General features: G+C 58.4%; 13 protein-coding genes. 7 read left to right on the plus strand and 6 right to left on the minus strand.

Annotated features, from left to right (window positions below; translation table 11 throughout):
- Positions 1 to 2: 2 nt before the first annotated feature.
- From ybgF to folD, 6 genes are all read left to right on the plus strand, one after another.
- Positions 3 to 830 (plus strand): tol-pal system protein YbgF, encoded by an 828-nt coding sequence (ybgF, locus tag C8265_RS05860; RefSeq protein WP_108483076.1) that lies wholly within the window; start codon positions 3 to 5, stop codon positions 828 to 830.
- On the plus strand, positions 821 to 2,062 hold the full coding sequence (gene tilS, locus C8265_RS05865) for a tRNA lysidine(34) synthetase TilS (protein WP_240610993.1): 1,242 nt from the start codon (positions 821 to 823) through the stop codon (positions 2,060 to 2,062). The genes ybgF and tilS overlap by 10 nt, the downstream gene beginning before the upstream one ends.
- Before the next feature lie 75 nt (positions 2,063 to 2,137).
- Positions 2,138 to 4,057 (plus strand): ATP-dependent zinc metalloprotease FtsH, encoded by a 1,920-nt coding sequence (gene ftsH, locus C8265_RS05870; protein WP_108483077.1) that lies wholly within the window; start codon positions 2,138 to 2,140, stop codon positions 4,055 to 4,057.
- Positions 4,058 to 4,142: 85 nt separating this feature from the next.
- Positions 4,143 to 4,724, plus strand: a complete 582-nt coding sequence (locus tag C8265_RS05875) for an MOSC domain-containing protein (protein ID WP_108483329.1) — start codon at positions 4,143 to 4,145, stop codon at positions 4,722 to 4,724.
- Positions 4,725 to 5,058: 334 nt separating this feature from the next.
- Positions 5,059 to 6,735 (plus strand): formate--tetrahydrofolate ligase, encoded by a 1,677-nt coding sequence (locus tag C8265_RS05880; protein WP_108483078.1) that lies wholly within the window; start codon positions 5,059 to 5,061, stop codon positions 6,733 to 6,735.
- A 44-nt stretch (positions 6,736 to 6,779) separates the two neighbouring features.
- Complete coding sequence (gene folD / locus C8265_RS05885; RefSeq protein WP_108483079.1) at positions 6,780 to 7,670, plus strand: bifunctional methylenetetrahydrofolate dehydrogenase/methenyltetrahydrofolate cyclohydrolase FolD; 891 nt, start codon at positions 6,780 to 6,782, stop codon at positions 7,668 to 7,670.
- Here folD and pdeM read toward each other — a convergent pair.
- Genes pdeM through C8265_RS05905 form a run of 4 tightly spaced genes read right to left on the minus strand, consistent with a single transcriptional unit; the run spans position 7,667 to position 13,237 of the window.
- The gene (gene pdeM / locus C8265_RS05890) at positions 7,667 to 8,341 is read right to left on the minus strand and encodes a ligase-associated DNA damage response endonuclease PdeM (protein WP_108483080.1); all 675 of its coding nucleotides are present in this window, start codon (positions 8,339 to 8,341) and stop codon (positions 7,667 to 7,669) included. The genes folD and pdeM overlap by 4 nt on opposite strands.
- Positions 8,342 to 8,365: 24 nt before the next feature.
- Positions 8,366 to 10,780 (minus strand): ligase-associated DNA damage response DEXH box helicase, encoded by a 2,415-nt coding sequence (locus C8265_RS05895; protein ID WP_108483081.1) that lies wholly within the window; start codon positions 10,778 to 10,780, stop codon positions 8,366 to 8,368.
- A 20-nt stretch (positions 10,781 to 10,800) separates the two neighbouring features.
- Positions 10,801 to 11,898, minus strand: a complete 1,098-nt coding sequence (locus C8265_RS05900) for a THUMP domain-containing class I SAM-dependent RNA methyltransferase (RefSeq protein WP_108483082.1) — start codon at positions 11,896 to 11,898, stop codon at positions 10,801 to 10,803.
- A 31-nt stretch (positions 11,899 to 11,929) separates the two neighbouring features.
- Positions 11,930 to 13,237: a P-loop NTPase family protein gene (locus tag C8265_RS05905; RefSeq protein ID WP_108483083.1), complete on the minus strand. Its 1,308-nt coding sequence runs from the start codon at positions 13,235 to 13,237 to the stop codon at positions 11,930 to 11,932.
- A gap of 135 nt (positions 13,238 to 13,372) precedes the next feature.
- Between C8265_RS05905 and C8265_RS05910 the strand changes: the two genes are divergently transcribed.
- Positions 13,373 to 14,995, plus strand: a complete 1,623-nt coding sequence (locus C8265_RS05910) for a glycosyltransferase family 87 protein (protein WP_126623147.1) — start codon at positions 13,373 to 13,375, stop codon at positions 14,993 to 14,995.
- Here the strand turns inward: C8265_RS05910 and C8265_RS05915 are convergent.
- On the minus strand, positions 14,992 to 15,483 hold the full coding sequence (locus tag C8265_RS05915) for a prepilin peptidase (RefSeq protein ID WP_240611006.1): 492 nt from the start codon (positions 15,481 to 15,483) through the stop codon (positions 14,992 to 14,994). The two genes, C8265_RS05910 and C8265_RS05915, sit on opposite strands and share 4 nt — an antisense overlap.
- A gap of 11 nt (positions 15,484 to 15,494) precedes the next feature.
- On the minus strand, positions 15,495 to 16,352 hold the full coding sequence (locus tag C8265_RS05920) for a tetratricopeptide repeat protein (protein ID WP_108483086.1): 858 nt from the start codon (positions 16,350 to 16,352) through the stop codon (positions 15,495 to 15,497).
- Between the last annotated feature and the right edge of the window lie 39 nt (positions 16,353 to 16,391).

Raw genomic sequence — 16,391 nt, forward strand, 5'->3', positions numbered from 1 at the left:
CCATGAACCGTTCCCTTCTTCTTTCCGGTGCTTTGGTCTTGGCGATGGCGCTGCCGATTGGCGCACAGGCACAGGCACAGGATACCACACTGGCCGATATCCGGCAGGAATTGTCGATCCTGTTGGTCGAGGTGCAAAAACTGCGCCGTGAATTATCGACCACCGGCACGCCGGGCGTCGATCTGTCCAACACGTCGGCGCTGCAACGCATCGACACCATGGAGGCCGAGCTGAGCCGCCTGACCGGATTGACCGAACGTCTGGAAAACCGGGTCAATCAGGTGGTGGCCGATGGCACCAACCGCATTGGCGATCTGCAGTTTCGGGTTTGCGAACTGGAACCGGGATGTGACATTGGTGCATTAGAAACCACCGCGCCCCTGGGCGGCGAAGCGGCCCCCCGTGCGGCGCCGCCCCGCCCCGCAGAGACAGGCAACACCGAATTGGCCATGGGCGAAAAGACGGATTTTGATCGGGCCCGGGCGGTGCTCGATCAAGGTGACTTTCGCACCGCCGCTGACCTCTTTGCGACCTTTTCCCAGACCTACACCGCCGGCGCGCTGACATCGCAGGCGCATTATTACCGGGGTGAGGCGCTGTCGTCGCTCGGCGAAAACGAACAGGCCGCGCGCGCCTATCTTGAATCGTTTTCCGGTGCACCGGCAGGTGAAAAAGCGCCCGATGCCCTGTTGAAGCTGGGTTTGAAACTGGGCCAGTTGGGCCAACCCAGCGATGCCTGCGCCATTCTGGCCGAAGTCACCGACCGGTTCCCTGAAACCACAGCCAGCCTTGAGGCACAGACCGCACGGGCCGGGTTGGCGTGTGGATAAGCGGCGCGGCTGACAATCTGATCGACGCGGCGCAACGCCCCTTTGATCCGGCCCTGCCCGTGGGCGTGGCGGTTTCCGGTGGTGGCGATTCCATGGCGCTGTTGCATCTGTTAAGCCGGTCCAATCTGCACCTGCACGCCGTAACGGTTGATCATGGCCTGCGCGACGCCGCGCGCGACGAGGCGGCGATGGTTGCACGGTTTTGTGCCGCCCACGATATCCCCCACGATACATTGCATTGGCAGGGGCGCGATGCATCGGGCAACCTGATGGACCAAGCCCGGCGCGCACGCTACGGGTTGATGTCGGATTGGGCGCGGGAATTGGGCATTGGTCAGATCGCCCTTGCCCACCACGGCGATGATGTGGCCGAAACCTTTGTGATGCGGCTGGCGCGGCGGGCGGGGGTTGATGGGCTGGCGGCGATGACGCCTGATTTTGTCTGGGGGGATGTGCGATTTTGCCGCCCATTGTTGGGCCAGTCGCGCGCCGATCTGCACAGCTATCTTCACCGGCAGAACCTGCCTTATGTCGATGACCCCACCAATAGCGATCCGGCCCATGAACGTGCCCGGGTGCGCGGCGCCTTGGCCAACCTGGCCGATCATGGTCTATCGGTTGATATTTTACGCAATGCGGCGCAAAACCTGGCCGAGGCGCGCACTGCCTTGCGGTTTTCCGCCCATCACTTTGCCCGGGGAACCGTGACCCAACAGGACGGTGATCTTTTGATCGATGCGGTGGGGTTTTCGGCGCTGCCCCGGGAAATCCGACGCCGCATCGCCACCGCGGCGCAATGTTGGCTGAATGGGGCCGACTATGCCCGGCGGCGCGCCAAACAAGACACGTTTCTGGAGGCAATCAGGACCGGCCGCCAAACCACATTGGCGGGGTGTCTGATGTTGGCCAGGGGGGAAACCCGCCGGATAACCCGCGAATATGCGGCGGTTCAGCATTTGAAGACCGCCACAGACGCGCTGTGGGATGGGCGCTGGGTGCTGCGCGGTCCTCACGCCCACGATCTGCACATTGCGCCACTTGGCCCGTTGGGTTTGCCCCGGTGTGACACGTGGCGCGACCGCCCCTTGCCCCGGGCCAGCCTGCTGGCCAGTCCGGCGATCTGGCGCGGGAGCGCCCTGGTTGCCGCGCCCCTTGCCGGGTTTGGCGATGAGTGGTCTGCATGTCTGGCAAAACCCCGCGACGATTTCGCCGGATTCTTGTTATCGCATTGAACAAATCATCATGATCTCTATCTTAGAGACAACCGCCGTGATCCGGCGCAACAGATTTCTGTCAGGAGAGAACCTTTGGGGAACGCGCGAAACTTGGCCTTCTGGGCCGTTCTGATCCTTCTGGTCGTGGCATTGTTCAACCTGTTTTCAGGTGGCCAGTCGTCGATCAATTCACGCTCGATCAGCTATTCTGAATTTGTCGAAGCGGTGGACAGCGGCAATGTTTCGGCCGTGACCCTGGATGGTGAGCGGGTGATGTTCCGTGGTGCCGACGGCAGCGATTATGTCACGATTCGCCCCGATACCGGCGATGCATTGACCCAGCGGTTGATCGATAAAAACGTCACCGTGAACGCCAAGCCACAGGAACAAAGCGGTTTCACCACCATTTTGATGACGTTCCTGCCGTTCCTTCTGCTGATCGGGGTGTGGATTTATTTCATGAACCGGATGCAGGGCGGCGGCAAAGGCGGTGCCATGGGATTTGGCAAATCACGTGCCAAATTGCTGACCGAAAAATCGGGCCGGGTGACATTTGATGATGTCGCCGGCATTGATGAAGCCAAAGAAGAGCTTGAGGAAATCGTTGAATTTCTGCGCAATCCGCAGAAATTTTCCCGCTTGGGCGGTAAAATCCCCAAGGGTGCGTTGCTTGTCGGCCCTCCGGGCACGGGTAAGACCCTGCTGGCACGCGCCATCGCCGGTGAAGCGGGCGTGCCGTTTTTCACCATTTCGGGTTCGGATTTTGTGGAAATGTTTGTGGGTGTCGGCGCATCGCGTGTGCGCGACATGTTCGAACAGGCCAAGAAGAACGCCCCCTGTATCGTGTTCATCGATGAAATCGATGCCGTAGGCCGGTCGCGCGGTGTGGGCTATGGCGGCGGCAATGATGAACGTGAGCAGACGCTGAACCAGCTTTTGGTTGAAATGGACGGGTTCGAGGCCAACGAAGGCATCATCATCGTTGCCGCGACCAACCGCCCCGATGTGTTGGACCCGGCCCTTTTGCGCCCTGGCCGGTTTGACCGGCAGGTTCAGGTGCCCAACCCCGATATCAAAGGCCGTGAAAAAATTCTTGGCGTGCATGCGCGCAAGGTGCCGCTGGGCCCGGATGTGGATCTGCGAATCATTGCCCGTGGCTGCCCCGGCTTTTCCGGTGCCGATCTGGCCAACCTGGTGAACGAGGCGGCCCTGACCGCCGCGCGTGTGGGCCGCCGTTTTGTGGTGATGGAAGATTTCGAAAACGCCAAGGACAAGGTGATGATGGGGGCCGAGCGGCGTTCCATGGTCATGTCCGAAGACGAAAAGAAACTGACCGCCTATCACGAGGCAGGCCATGCCATTGTCGGTTTGAACGTGCCGCAACATGACCCGATCCACAAGGCCACGATCATTCCGCGCGGGCGCGCCTTGGGTCTGGTTCTGTCTTTGCCTGAGCGTGATCAGTTGTCGGTGTCCTGGACAAAATACACCAGCAAGATCGCCATGGCGATGGGCGGGCGTGTGGCCGAAGAATTGGTGTTTGGCAAAGAAAACGTCACCTCGGGCGCGGCCTCTGATATTCAACAGGTCAGCAAGATTGCCCGCGCCATGGTCACCCAGTTCGGATATTCCGAGGAATTGGGATATGTCGATTACGCCAACGAACAACAGTCGCATCTGGGGTCGTATGGTGGCGGCACGAACCATTCGGCCGAATATCAGCGGATCATTGACGAAAAGGTGAAAGAGATCATCGACACCGGTTATGAAACCGCAAAACGGATTCTGACCGAAAAGCGTGATGATCTTGAACGTCTGGCCCAAGGGTTGTTGGAATATGAAACCCTGACCGGCGCCGAAATCATGAAGGTGGTGAATGGCGAGCCGTTGAACCGCGGCGATGACAACGACAACCGCCCCGATCAGGGCAATACGCCGTCGCTGACCGCTGTTCCAAAAACCAAGAAACCAAAATCCCCCGATACAGGGTTAGAGCCTGAACCCTCTGCCTGAGCGTCGGGCAAAATAAGATTGCAAATCCCGGGTGCCGACAGGTTTCCGGGATTTTTGTTTGCGGCCTCTGATCGAAAGCGAAGCCATGCCAGCCCTGATCGCAACCCGTTATATCGGCACCATAAAATGGTTGGGCTTTGTCCCGCACCGCGACGGCGCCGAAATCGTAACCCGGAAACTTGAGCAAATGCCGCTGACTTGGGGCGGATATGCCCCAGATTGTCACAGTGGCGAAAATCGCCCGTCCTGTTCGCGCGTGTTGGCCCAGTACAAACGCAACACTGAAATTCGCAACACCCGGCAAATCTCGATCGTCAGTGATGAAGAATTGGCGCAGATTGCCGCAAAGCTGAGCTTGGATCGGATTGATCCGGCTTGGGTGGGGGCGTCAGTGGTGGTGAAGGGGATTCCCGATTTCACCCATATTCCGCCCTCTGCCCGGCTTCAGGCCGAAAATGGCACAACGTTGACCGTTGATATGTTGAACCAACCCTGTCTGTTCCCCGCCAAAACCATTGATATGGCGCACCCCGGTCAGGGCAAGGGGTTCAAGACAGCGGCCAAGGGAAAACGCGGTGTGACCGCGTGGGTGGAACGGCCCGGCACCTTGCGCGTGGGTGATCGGCTGGCATTGCATATTCCGGGGCAACGGGGCTGGACCCCCTGAAACAGAAAAAACCGGGCGAGGGGCCCGGCCTTTTCCAACCTTTAGAGAGTGAGTGCTTACACCAACGCGAGGGCGGCTAAAGCAAGACCTGTAAACAGGCCGCCATGAATGGCAAGTGTTACGGTACGCATTTGATTTATTCCTTACTGTTGTCTAACCAACCCGCCATGGCCATTCTGGTTCCCGTCGCCCGAAAAAGTTTCCGATCAACCACATATCTTCTGTACAAACGGCGATTTCACTGGCCCAAAGGTCGTAATCCCCCTCACGCTTGGGGGGCGCGCCGGGCTATGACGGGCGCATTGGACCACGCAGGGAAAAGGGACCACCGATCATGAGCCACAAGACAGATATCGAAATCGCCCGCGATGCCAAGAAACGCCCGATACAAGAGATCGGCGCGAAATTGGGCATTTCGGCGGATGATCTGCTGCCCTATGGCCATGACAAAGCCAAGATCAGTCAGGATTTCATAACTTCGGTGCAGGGGCGCAAGAACGGCAAGCTGATTCTCGTCACTGCGATCAACCCGACCCCCGCTGGCGAAGGCAAAACCACCACAACCGTTGGTTTGGGCGATGGTCTGAACGCCATCGGCAAGAATGCGGCGGTATGTATCCGCGAGGCATCGCTTGGCCCGAATTTCGGGATGAAGGGCGGCGCGGCGGGCGGCGGGTATGCCCAGATCGTTCCGATGGAAGAGATGAACCTGCACTTTACCGGTGATTTTCATGCGATCACCAGTGCGCATAATCTGTTGTCAGCGATGATCGACAATTCGATTTACTGGGGCAACCCATTGGAAATCGACGCGCGGCGCGTCGTCTGGCGGCGGGTTCTGGATATGAACGATCGCGCCTTGCGCCAGATCACCGCGTCTTTGGGCGGGGTGGCAAACGGGTTTCCCCGTGAAACGGGGTTTGATATTACCGTCGCCTCCGAAGTGATGGCCATTCTGTGTCTGGCCAAGGATCTGAAAGATCTGGAAAAGCGTCTGGGCGATATGATCGTTGCCTATACCCGCGAGAAAAAACCGATCTATTGCCGCGATATTCAGGCCGATGGGGCCATGACCGTGTTGTTGAAAGACGCGATGCAACCCAATCTGGTACAGACGTTGGAGAATAACCCGGCCTTCGTACATGGCGGACCGTTTGCCAATATCGCCCATGGGTGCAATTCGGTCATCGCCACCACGACCGCGCTGAAACTGGCCGATTATGTGGTGACAGAGGCCGGATTTGGCGCCGATCTGGGGGCCGAGAAATTCCTCAACATCAAATGTCGCAAGGCCGGTTTAACCCCGTCTGCGGTGGTTCTGGTGGCCACCGTGCGCGCGATGAAGATGAACGGCGGCGTGGCCAAGGCCGATTTGGGGGCCGAAAACGTTGATGCGGTCAAGGGTGGCTGTGCCAATCTGGGGCGTCATATCGAAAACATCAAATCCTTTGGCGTGCCGGTGGTGGTGGCGATCAACCATTTTGTCACAGACACCGATGCCGAGGTACAGGCGGTAAAGGATTACGTCGCCACCCAAGGGTCCGAGGCGATTTTGTGCCAGCATTGGGCCAAGGGCGGCGAGGGTACCCGCGAACTGGCGACGCGAATTGCAGAAATTGCCGATGCGGATCAGGTTGATTTTTCCCATACCTACGCCGATGATCTGTCTCTGGCTGACAAAATCGAAACCATCGCGACCAAGATTTATCGCGCCGACGGGGTGGTGATGGATCAAAAAATCCGCAACCAGTTGAAAGAATGGGAGGAACAGGGATATGGCCATTTGCCGGTGTGCATGGCCAAAACCCAATACAGTTTCACCACCGACCCCGAAGCGCGCGGCGCGCCCACAGGTTTCACCATTCCGGTGCGCGAAGTGCGCCTGTCGGCAGGGGCCGGGTTTGTCGTGGCGATCTGCGGAGAGATCATGACCATGCCGGGCCTGCCCCGGGTGCCCTCGGCCAATTCCATACGCCTGAATGACGCGGGCCAGATCGAAGGGCTTTTTTAAGCGTCGTCCGTAAAATTCACGAAACAGACAGGGGCAAGATTGCCATGACAGCCAAGATCATTGATGGAAAAGCATTCGCCGCCACGGTACGCGCCAAGGTCGCAACCCATGTCACCCGGTTGAAACAGGATCACGGCGTCACGCCGGGTTTGGCCGTTGTGTTGGTGGGCGATGATCCGGCATCGCAAATCTATGTCCGATCAAAGGGGAAAATGACCGCCGAGGTGGGCATGGCCAGTTTCGAACATCGCCTTGACGCCGAAACATCCGAGGCCGATCTGTTGGCCTTGATTGAAAAGTTGAACGCTGACAGCGCGGTGCATGGGATTTTGGTACAACTGCCTCTGCCCGATCATTTGAATTCTGATCTGGTGATCAACGCGATCAATCCGGCCAAAGATGTGGACGGGTTTCATATCTCGAACGTTGGCCTGTTGGGCACCGGGCAGAAATCCATGGTGCCCTGCACACCTTTGGGCGCGCTGATGATGCTGCGCGATCATTTGGGCAATTTGGCAGGGCTTGAGGCGGTGGTGATTGGCCGCTCCAACATCGTGGGCAAACCCATGGCCCAACTTTTGTTGAACGACAGTTGCACCGTCACCATTTGCCACAGCAAAACCAATGATTTGCAGGCGGTTGTGCGGCGCGCCGATATTGTGATTGCCGCCGTGGGCCGCCCGGAAATGGTGCCGGGCGATTGGATCAAACCGGGGGCGACGGTGATTGATGTGGGGATCAACCGGGTGCCGAATGGCGAAAAAACCAAACTGGTGGGTGATTGCGATTTCGCCTCCTGTGTTGAGGTGGCGGGCGCGATCACGCCGGTGCCCGGCGGCGTTGGCCCAATGACCATCGCCTGTCTTTTGGCCAATACCGTCACCGCCTGTTGTCGCGCCAATGGCTGGGCCGAACCCCAAGGGCTGACCGCCTAACCGGTTTTCTTGCGCCGATCCATCGGAAATGCGTGGGCCTTGGGGCCGGTGATCACGGCAATCGCCCCCGGCGCCATCAGGGTGTTTAGGGCCGGATCGTTACAGCGCAATCCGCCGGTATAGGTGCCAAAAGCGGGCATGATCACCCGTGTGCGATCAATCAGAAAACAGGGGCGCGAAATGTGGTGCCCTTTAAGGGGCAAGGTTACTTTGGGGTGATAATGCCCCGAAATCTCGCCGCGTGTCGGTGTTGCGATATGGCGAAACACCAACGGCCCGGCATTAAACTGCGCCAGATGGTGCCCGGCCAGATCGACCGCGCCGGGATCGTGGTTCCCTTCGATCCAGACCCAACTGCGCCCGGCCATCAGCCGCGCCAGCCCTGCCCGATCACCCTGTGTCATGGCCAAACCCGCGGCCAGATCATCAAAACTGTCGCCCAGACAGATAACTGTTTCAGGGTTCAACAGGCTGATTTCCTGTTCCAACCGCATCAACGTGTCGTGCGTTTCATAGGGGGGCAGCATCGTGCCACCGCGCCGCGCGATCCGTTCCGATTTCCCCAAATGCAGATCGGACACGCACAAAAGATTGCGCGCGGGCCAGTGCAACGTGCCGCTGGGCCGGGCGATCAGCGTGGTATCGCAAAAGTTGAAGGTATGGCCGTTCATTTTTTGTTCTTGCCGTGAAACACATTAAAATTCAACGTCATTCAGACCCGAATCTTCCATCAATTGCGTGGCTGCTTCGGCCAACAGCCGTTCGGTGGCTGCACCCTTGATTGGCACCCGCCCCATTTCCAACAGCATTGGCGCGGCAAGCGGGCTGACCGTTTCCAGTTGCCGCAGATCAATGCGCCCGGCGGTGCGCGCCAGCATGTCTTCGATCCGGCCAAAATCGACCAGGCCTTTCAACGCCTCTTCGCGGGTGATTTGCAGCAACACATGATCGGGATCGTATTTCAACAACGTGTCATACAGAATATCCGATGAAAACGCCGCCTGCCGCCCTGTCTTGCGCTTGCCGGCGGTCATGCGGTCAATCAGCCCGGCAATGACCGCTGTCGTCTTGAATGTGCGTTTCATCACCGCATTACCCGCCAGCCAGGTATCAAACCCCGCGCGCAGGTTTTGCGCGCTGAACACCGGGGCAGGATCGGTGATTTGGTCCAGCCCCCACACCATCACCGCATAATCTGTGGCAACGAATCCCAAAGGGTTCAGGCCCAACTCCTCCATCCGTTGAGTGACCAAAAGCCCCAGTGTTTGCATGGCATTGCGCCCGGCAAAGCCATAGATCACCGTGTGTTCGCGCCCACGCCAGGGAAAGGATTCGATCAACAACCGCCCCGGTTCGGGCAATTGCGACCGTTCGCGGTGCAGGTGCAGCCAGGCGCGGGTGTGATCCGGCAGATCAGGCCAATCGTCCTGTTGAAACATTCGCAGGATACGTTCGGAGAGTTGGGTTGAGGTGGCAAATTTGGTGCCCATGAAGGTGGCGATTTTTGGCTGTTTGTCGGCGCGGCGCGTCACCTCAACGGTAAGTTCGCGCAGCCCCTCATAACGCACGATTTCACCGCCGATCAGAAACGTGTCACCGGGGGTCAGGGTGGCGGCAAAGCCTTCTTCGACTTCACCCAAAGGGTGGCCGCCAAACCGGTTTTTCAGGCGTACCTTCAACGTATCGGTATCCTGAATCGTGCCAATGTTCATGCGGATCTGTCGCGTCGCACGCGGATCGCGCAAATGCCACAGCCCGTTGATGTGTTTCAGCCTTTGCCACCGGTCATAGGCGCGCAGGGCATAGCCACCGGTGGCGACAAAATCGAGGCAGGCATCGAAATCGGCGCGGGACAGGGCGCTGTAGGCCCCCGCGCTGGTGACTTCATTATACAGGGCATCGGCGTCAAACGGGCCGGCGCAGGCGGTGATCAGGATATGCTGGCACAGCACGTCGCGCGGACCGGGGCCGCGCGGCTCACCATCCAGATCGCGCGCTTTCACGGCATCCAAGGCGGCGACACATTCGACCACTTCAAACCGGTTGGCCGGCACCAAAAGAGCCTTTGACGGCGCGTTATAACGGTGATTGGCCCGCCCGATCCGTTGCACCAGACGTTTCACGTTCTTCGGCGCGCCAATTTGGATCACCAGATCGACATCGCCCCAGTCAATCCCCAAATCCAGACTGCCGGTGCAGACAATGGCGCGCAGATGGCCAGCGACCATGGCCTGTTCCACCTTGGCGCGCTGTTGTTTATCAAGGCTTCCGTGGTGAATGCCAATGGGCAGGCTTTCCTCGTTCGCTAGCCAAAGATAGTGAAAGAAAATCTCGGCCTGGGCGCGAGTGTTGTGAAAGATCAGGGTGGTTTTATGCTGTTTCACCTGCTCCAACACCGCCGGAATTGCATAAGCCGCGCCGCCCCCGGCCCACGGGGGCGGATCATCGGTGGTCAGCATGGAGATATCCGGGTCGGGGCCGGGATCGGCGAACAGGATATCGCAAGGGCCGGGGTGGCGGGCCAGAAAATGCGCAATCGCGCCGGGGTCTTCGACCGTGGCCGACAGGCCGACGCGGCGCAGATCGGGGATGAGCGTTTGCAAGCGGGCCAAGGCCAGCATCAATTGATCACCACGTTTGGATTCGGCAAGCGCGTGAATTTCATCCACCACCACCCGTTGCAACCCGGCAAAGATGCGCGGCGCGTCCTCATAACTGAGCAACAGCGCCAGCGATTCTGGCGTGGTGAGCAGGATATGCGGCGGATCGGCGCGTTGGCGCCTTTTTTGAGTTTGGGTGGTGTCGCCTGTGCGGTCTTCGACCCGGATCGGCAGGTTCATTTCGGCGATGGGCGTGCCAAGATTGCGTTTTATGTCGGCGGCCAGGGCCTTGAGCGGGCTAATGTATAAAGTGTGCAAGCCCGAAGGCGGATTTTCGGCCAATTCCACCAGCGAAGGTAGGAATCCTGCAAGCGTTTTTCCCCCGCCCGTGGGCGCGATCAGCAATTGCGCCGGGGCATCCGCGCGCGCCAACATCTGTTGTTGGTGCGAGTGGATGTGCCAGCCGCGGCTGGCAAACCAATCATGAAAGCGTTGGGGAAGGTCGGTCATACACCGTCAGATAGGGCGCGTCAGGGCAAAGGACCAGTGCGGTAAAGTGCGATTCGCAATCCACCATGTTGCACCGGTGGCAAGGCAGGCAGAAATTGCAGGCCCGTCGCCTTGGCCAATCCCGGATCGCTGGTGATGATGCCCACGCGCCAGCCCTTGAACCGCTCGGTCAGGGTTTTGCCCATCGCGCCATACAGCGCGAACAGCAGTTTACGTTGGCCGATGCGCGCGCCGTAAGGCGGATTAACGATAACGATGCCCGGCGCGGATTCGGGCGGGGCAAGATCGGAAATCGCCGCACGGGTGAAGGTGGTCAGCGGTGCAACCCCGGCCCGGTCTGCATTGGCGATGCTGGCGCGAATTGCGCCATCGTCACGGTCAGAGCCAAAGAAAACCGGTTTTGCCTCAACGGGTTGCGCGGCGCGCATGGCATCCCATGCCCGGCGGTCAAACCCCGCCAGATTCTCAAACGCAAAGGCCCGGTCGCGCCCGGGGGGCAGACCGGCGGCAATCTCTGCCGCTTCAATCACAAAGGTGCCCGAGCCGCACATTGGATCAACCACCGCCTGTGTGCCATCATACCCCATCTGACGCAGGAAAAGCGCCGCCAAGGTTTCGCGCATCGGGGCCTTGCCGATTTGCAATTTATGGCCGCGTTTGTGCAGTGGTTCGCCCGATGTATCGATTGAGAAGGTGCACAGGTCATCTTCGATTCGGGTTTTCAGAGTCAGCGTGGCTTCATCGCTGACGCTCAAACCTTGAGCATTCAGCGCGCCAACAATCCGCTGTTTTGCCGCCTTTTCATGGTAAATGCGTGATTTGTGACAGGAGACTTCCACTTTTACCGGGATGTCTGACCGCAAAATGTCAGAAAATGGAAACTTGCGCGCCCGTTTGTCCAGCTGCGCAATATGCATCGCACGAAATGCCCCCAGCCGGGCCAAAACCCGCGCCGCGCCGCGCAGATGCAAATTGCACCGCCAGACATCGAGCCAGCCGCCAGAAACGGTGACACCGCCGATGGCGATTTCGGGCGCATAGCCCAAGGCGCGTGCCTCTTCGGCAAGGGTTGTTTCAAACCCCGGAGGGCAGACCAGAAATATGTCAAACGATTCCATCCCGCCTGCCTAACCGCAACGGAGGGGAATGTCAGCGGATGATATCCTCTTCCTTCACAAACATATTGGCCCAGGCCCGATCCAAAAGTTCGGGCGTCATCTGATAGGGAATGCCCTCAAACTCGCAAATTGCGATCATCTGATCGATCAGGAACACGGGCTGATAATTGGCATAGACGTTATCAATGGTCGGATATTTCTTTTTGAACAGGTGAATCAGCGTCGCTTCGTTCAGCGGCATCTTCTTTTTCTTCGCCACCAAGGCAAAGATTTTCAGGTAATCCTGCTGGTTCGGGCCGTCGATTTTGATCTTGTAAAAAATACGGCGCAACGCGGCCTGATCGAAAATCTTGTTGGGGTGAAAGTTGGTCGAAAAGATCACCAGAGTATCAAACGGCACGGTGAATTTTTCACCCGATTGCAGGGCAAGGATGTCTTTTGATTCTTCCAAAGGCACGATCCAACGGTTGATCAACGCCTGGGGCGGCGATGCCTGACGGCCCAAATCATCGACGATAAACACACCGCCGGTCGATTTTAACTGCAATGGCGCCTGATAGGTGCGCGCCGTGGGATTATAGACCAGATCAAGCATTTCAAGGGTCAGTTCCCCGCCCGTCACCACCGTTGGGCGCAAACAATAGACATAGCGCGTGTCATACCGCGTGTGGCGGCGCAGGGCGTTTGGGTCTTCCTCCTCTTCCTTTACGCGGGTGTGCACGATGGGGTCATAGACCGTGATCACCTGACCGGAATATTCAATGGCACGGGGCACATAGATGTTATCGCCAATGGCATCGCGCACCCCGTTACTGATCGAGGATTTGCCGTTGCCGGGGGGCCCATACATCAGGATCGACCGCCCCGACCCAACCGCCGGCCCCAGATTATCAAGCAGATCATCGGGCAAGATCAGATGCCCCATGGCCCCGGTCAATTGCTGCCGGGTGATTTGAATATTGCGGATCGATTGGCGCTTTACCTGCTCGGAATACACCTCCAACGGTACCGGCATCGCCCCATAATATTCCGATTGGGCCAAAGCATCCAATGCGCGGGTTTTTCCGGCATCCGACAGGACATAGCCCATTTCACTGCTGGAACTGGCATGCAGGGTGCCTGTAGCCTCAACCAGTTTCTGCGCGCGGGCCATATCCACCAATTCCTGGGTCACATTGACCGGCAGACAGATCAGTTTGGCAATGTCCGACACATGTTCAGCGTTCATTCGGAACATGGTTTTCAACAGGATGTCGCGCATCATCACAATGGGCAATTGCATCTGTTCCAGAGTGCGGGGCGGGGGCGGAGCCATCACCGGCGTTGTCTGCATGTTCATATAAACACCTCAACATATTGTCTTTTATGTTGCCAATTTCACAGGCTTGCCCTGATTTGGTCACCATGCCTTGGCATTTCTCTGTCAAACCAGATGCCAGAGTATTGTGGCCAAATGATGGAAACGAGGGTTGAGATGAACAGAGCGCATCCTGTCAGGCTTTTGATGGCGATTTTCGCGCTGATCGCCGTTTTGGGCGGTTTAAGCTTGGCGCGCGGTGGGCTGTATATGGATCGCTATGAGGGCGATGTATTGCATCTGATCGAAATCGTGGTGCGCATCGCCGAGGGGCAGCGGCCGCATCTGGATTTCATGACGCCGATTGGGGTGCTGGCCACCTGGCCGATTGCCGTGTTCGTCAAGGCCGGGTTCGGCATTGGAGTCTCGATCCATCTGGCGCAGATTTCGGTGGCGGTGGTGTTGGCCCTGCCGGTGTTCTGGGCCGGCTGGACCCGGTTTTCACCCGGCTTTGCCTATATTTACGCGCTGTTCTGCATGGTTTTGGCGCTGGCCTTGGTTCATGGCGAGGCCGATCCAAATGTGTCGATGTCGATGCATTACAACCGCTGGGCCTGGGCGTTCAGCTTTGTCGCGCTGGCGCTGGCGTTTCTGCCCGCGCGGGGGCGCGAAACGGCGCTGATTGATGGGGCGCTGATCGGTGTGGCTTTAGCCATCGTGGTGTTGGTCAAGGTGACATATATCGTGGCCTTGGCCCCTGGTATCATTGTGGCGTTGTTGGTGCGCGGGGCTGGCCGGACATTGGCTGTGGCGTTGGTTTCTGGCGTTGTGACTTTGGCCCTCGTCACACTGATCATGGGGTGGCAATTCTGGCCCGCCTATGTTGGCGATCTGATTGCCACCGCCACATCCGAGGCACGCGCACATCCCGGCCGCCCATTGAACAAGGTGTTGACCGCGCCAATGTTTCTGGGCGCGCATATGTTGGTGCTTCTATGCGTCGTGATGCTGCGTCAGGGGGGGCGGCCACAGCAGGGGCTGGCGCTGTTGGTGCTGTTTCCGGGGTTGGTTTACATCACCTATCAGAATTTTGGAAACGATCCCCAATGGTTACTGCTGATCGGGTTGATGATGCTGATGGTGCGCCCCGCGCCGGGCGAACAAAATGCCTGGGGCTGGGATTTGCGCCAAGGGGTGACGTTGGCGGCGGTGGCCATGTTGGCGCTGATTTCGCCCTCGTTTTTCAACATGGGATACAGCCCGTTTCGCCATTTCACCGATGACCGCGCCGAATATGTGAAGATCTTTCCTAATTCCACCCAGCACGATGATTTCTATACTTCGGGCGAACGGGCGTTTCAGGTGAATCAACAGATTGCCGGTGAACGCCCCGGTGCAGGTTTGGAACAATTTGCCGCCCTGTCAGAGCGGGGCGAACTGGCCGTGCTGAACGGTGAAACCTTGCCCGCCTGCGGTATTCAAAACGGGCTGATCGCTTATTACACCGCCACGGTTGAACAGTTGGAGGCGCACGGATTTGCGGATGGCAGTTCCATCATGATGGCCGATCTGCTGTCAAACCTGCCACTGTTTTCCGATGGTATTTCTTGGGTCAAAGGCGGCGCGCCTTGGCGGTATGACGGGGTGCCTGGGGTGGAAAACGCCGATTATGTGTTGGTGCCGCTGTGTGCGGTAAACGAACGTAGCCGTCGCGCGATACTGCAGGGCATCCGCGATCGCGACATCACGCTGCGCGAGGTGCATCGCAACCCATTGTTTGTGTTGTTGGAAAAGGCTTAGAAACCCGCGGCCGACAGGGCAAGGTAAAACAAAAGCGTGCCGCCCAGTGCCAGGCCCAATGGAAACTTCTTGTTGGTCCAACTGGCCCAGTGGGGCACCAGTTTACGCACGGGCGACAGGTGTTTGGCGCCGCGGTGGGTGACGAACGCCGCCAAAGTAATCGCGGCGAATAAAAACAAAACCGCGCCGCCGTCTTGTGGCATCACAAAGGGGGCGGCGGCGGCGGCGAATTTCGCATCGCCCGCGCCCAAACCGCCCGCCATGTTCATCACGAACCCAACCGCCAACACCACCACCAGATGCAGCCAGTTCCACAGCCAAACCTCAACCGACAAGGCGATTGGCCCGACGATGAGATAGACGAAAACCAAGGCCATCACCGCCTTGTTCGGGATTTTCATGAACGCCATGTCGTTCCAGGCCACCCAAATACAGATCGGGGCGACAAAGGGTAAAAACCACCAAGCGGCGCTGGCGGGCAGCAACAGGTCCACGGGCGTCAGTTCTGCACGTTGGCTTCTAAGGCGCGCAGGGATCGCACCGCCGCCTCAAAGTGCTGGGGGTGAGTTTCGATGGCCTGTTGCAACAACCCCTTGCCGATAGAAATATCGCCCTGTTTGATCGCGCTTAACGCCATGGTGTGCATCAATTTCGCCTGTTCCACCTGGGTCATTGGCACCACGGGCATGTCATATTTGCGCTGGGCCCCGCGCGCCAGAACCAGATTGTTCTTGGCGGTGAACAGATCCCGGTCATAGGTGATGGCCTGGGTGAATAAACGCTCGGCCTCGCCATAATCGCCGCGCGACAGTTTGGAATAACCCCAATTGTTCATCACGCTGGCCGGCTTGGTTGTCAGCCCGGCGGCGGTTTCATAAAAACTGTCGGCCTTTGTCCATTCCTTGTTGCTGTCGGCGATCATCGCCTCGAGCCGGTAACGTTTGTAGGATTCAAAGGTGGGCGGCACGCGGTCCAGTTCGGCCTCGGCCTTGTCCCAGGCTCCATCGCGGATCAGGGCATCTGCCAGATCAATCCGGTCATCGGGGGTGGAGTCGGGGTGGTTTGTTACGGCGGTCCAGGTTGTGACGGCTTCGGTGTTGCGTTTGGCCCGGACCAAAGATTGGCCCAAACCGCGCTGTAAATCGATACGATCGGGGTTGTCTTGGGTGGCGCGGCGGAAATAATCGACCGCCTCGTTCGGATCGGCAACGGTCAGCATGATATCGTTCAGGTTGGTTTCGTCGATCACGTTCACGTTCTTGACGGCGCGGTCTACTTCGGCGCTGCCTGACCTGTCACAGGCCGACAGGGCAATGGCGCTGCCAAGGCAGAGCGCAAATGTAATGATGTGGCGCATGTGGCTGCGTCCTTTTTTCCTGCTCAATAGTGCGCTGTG

The organism is Oceaniglobus ichthyenteri (assembly GCF_003057885.1).
In the GTDB taxonomy this organism is placed as follows: Bacteria; Pseudomonadota; Alphaproteobacteria; order Rhodobacterales; family Rhodobacteraceae; genus Oceaniglobus; species Oceaniglobus ichthyenteri.